This window comes from Butyricicoccus sp., from assembly GCF_050872565.1.
Classification (GTDB): Bacteria; Bacillota; Clostridia; order Oscillospirales; family Butyricicoccaceae; genus Butyricicoccus_A.
This window is the reverse complement of record NZ_JBNMHC010000402.1, coordinates 1-1,864: the sequence shown is the minus strand read 5'-3', so window position 1 is coordinate 1,864 and position 1,864 is coordinate 1. Positions and strand designations below refer to the sequence as shown.

2 protein-coding genes and 1 pseudogene are annotated in these 1,864 nt (G+C 50.3%); all 3 read left to right on the top strand.

Annotated features, from left to right (window positions below):
• Nucleotides 1-498 (top strand): annotated as a pseudogene (locus tag ACR0P9_RS11875) (spermidine synthase); the annotation flags it as partial.
• Between the two features lie 3 nt (nucleotides 499-501).
• Nucleotides 502-1,356 carry an agmatinase gene (gene speB / locus ACR0P9_RS11870; protein WP_432620413.1) on the top strand — a complete coding sequence of 285 codons (855 nt, stop codon included), beginning with the start codon at nucleotides 502-504 and terminating at the stop codon, nucleotides 1,354-1,356.
• A 29-nt stretch (nucleotides 1,357-1,385) separates the two neighbouring features.
• Nucleotides 1,386-1,864: saccharopine dehydrogenase family protein (locus tag ACR0P9_RS11865; protein WP_432620411.1), on the top strand; the 479-nt coding region annotated here is incomplete at its 3' end.

The window sequence follows — 1,864 nt, the reverse complement described above, 5'->3', positions numbered from 1 at the left end:
CCGGAAAATGCCTGCCGTATGGATGACCGGCGCGTGCACATTCATTTTGGAAATGCACTGAAGTTTATTCGCCGCTGTGAAGAAAAATATGATTTGATTATTGTCGATTCTTCCGACCCATTTGGCCCGTCTGAAGGTCTGTTTACCCGCGAATTTTACGGAAACTGTTATAATGCGTTGAAAAAGGACGGCATTATGGTCAATCAGCAGGGAAGTCCGTTTTATGCCGAAGATGCTCATGCGATGCAGCGCAGTCACAAACGCATTGCAAGCACGTTCCCCATCAGCCGCGTGTATCAGGCGCATATCCCGACGTTCGCTGCCGGATATTGGCTGTTTGGCTTTGCCAGCAAAAAATATCATCCGGTTGATGATTTGGATGCAGAGGCATGGAACGCCCTCAACATGCGCACGCGCTATTATACCACGCGGCTGCACAAAGGTGCCTTTTATCTTCCAGCTTTTCTGGAAGAAATGTTGGAAGAAGTGGAGGAATAAGCCATGCAGCGCAACGTAGAGACATTTATCGGCTGCGAGAGCAGCTATGAAGATGCAAACATTGTTTTGTTTGGCGCGCCGTTTGATTCCACAACGAGTTTTCGTCCGGGCGCACGGTTTGGTCCGGCCGCTATGCGACATGAGAGCTTCGGCTTGGAGACATACAGCCCCTATCAGGACAAAGATCTGGAAGACATCGCTGTGTTTGACAGCGGCGACTTGGAGCTTTGTTTTGGCAGCAGCGAAGCGGCACTAGCTGATATTACCGCTCGCGCGCAGGAAATTTTAGCAGATGAAAAATTTCCGTTATTGTTGGGCGGTGAACATTTGGTTACTTTGGGTGCTGTTCGTGCTGTTTTGGAAAAGTATCCCGATCTCCATATCGTTCACTTTGATGCTCATGCTGATCTGCGAGACGATTATCTCGGCGCAAAGCTCAGCCATGCGTGTGTCCTGCGGCGCTGTCACGATCTGATTGGTGATGACCGCATTCACCAGTTCTGCATTCGCAGCGGAGAACGAGAAGAATTTCGATTTGCCTCTCAGCATACGGACATGCATCCATTCACTTTTGATGGCCTGCCAGAACTGGCAGAGCATCTCAAGCAGACACAGGTGCCGGTTTATTTGACCATTGATTTAGATTGCTTGGATCCATCGACATTTCCGGGAACCGGAACGCCGGAAGCTGGCGGCGTGAGCTTTATCCAGCTGCTGGATGCAATCCGAACCATAACGCAAGCGAATATTGTCGCGGCAGATGTCAACGAATTGGCACCGATGCTGGACAACAGCGGCGTATCCACGGCGACAGCCTGCAAGGTATTGCGGGAACTTCTGTTAGCCTTACACGTATAAACAATCAAGACAAAAAAGGAGTACATGACATGAGTAGAGTTCTTGTAATCGGCTGCGGCGGCGTAGCCAGTGTTGCGATCCAGAAGTGCTGTCAGGTCAGCGAGGTGTTTACTGAGCTGTGTATTGCCAGCCGCACCAAGTCTAAGTGCGATGCACTGGCAGCAAAACTTGCAGGAAAGACCAAAACGGTTGTCACTACGGCACAGGTAGATGCTGATGATGTGCAGCAAGTTATCGACCTCATTCACGACTACAAGCCGGATCTGGTCATGAACATTGCGCTGCCGTATCAGGATCTGACCATCATGGATGCGTGTCTGGCATGTGGTGTCAACTATATGGATACTGCAAATTATGAGCCGGAAGATACCGATGACCCGGAATGGCGTGCAATTTACGAGAAGCGTTGTGAAGAGGAAGGCTTTTCTGCTTATTTCGACTACTCTTGGCAGTGGGCATACCGCAAGAAGTTTGAAGATGCCGGTCTGACTGCGCTGCTCGGCTGCGG

Coding starts and splice junctions, on each gene's coding strand:
- speB (WP_432620413.1), top strand. CDS start 502: ATGCAGCGCAACGTAGAGACATTTATCGGCTGCGAGAGCAGCTATGAA.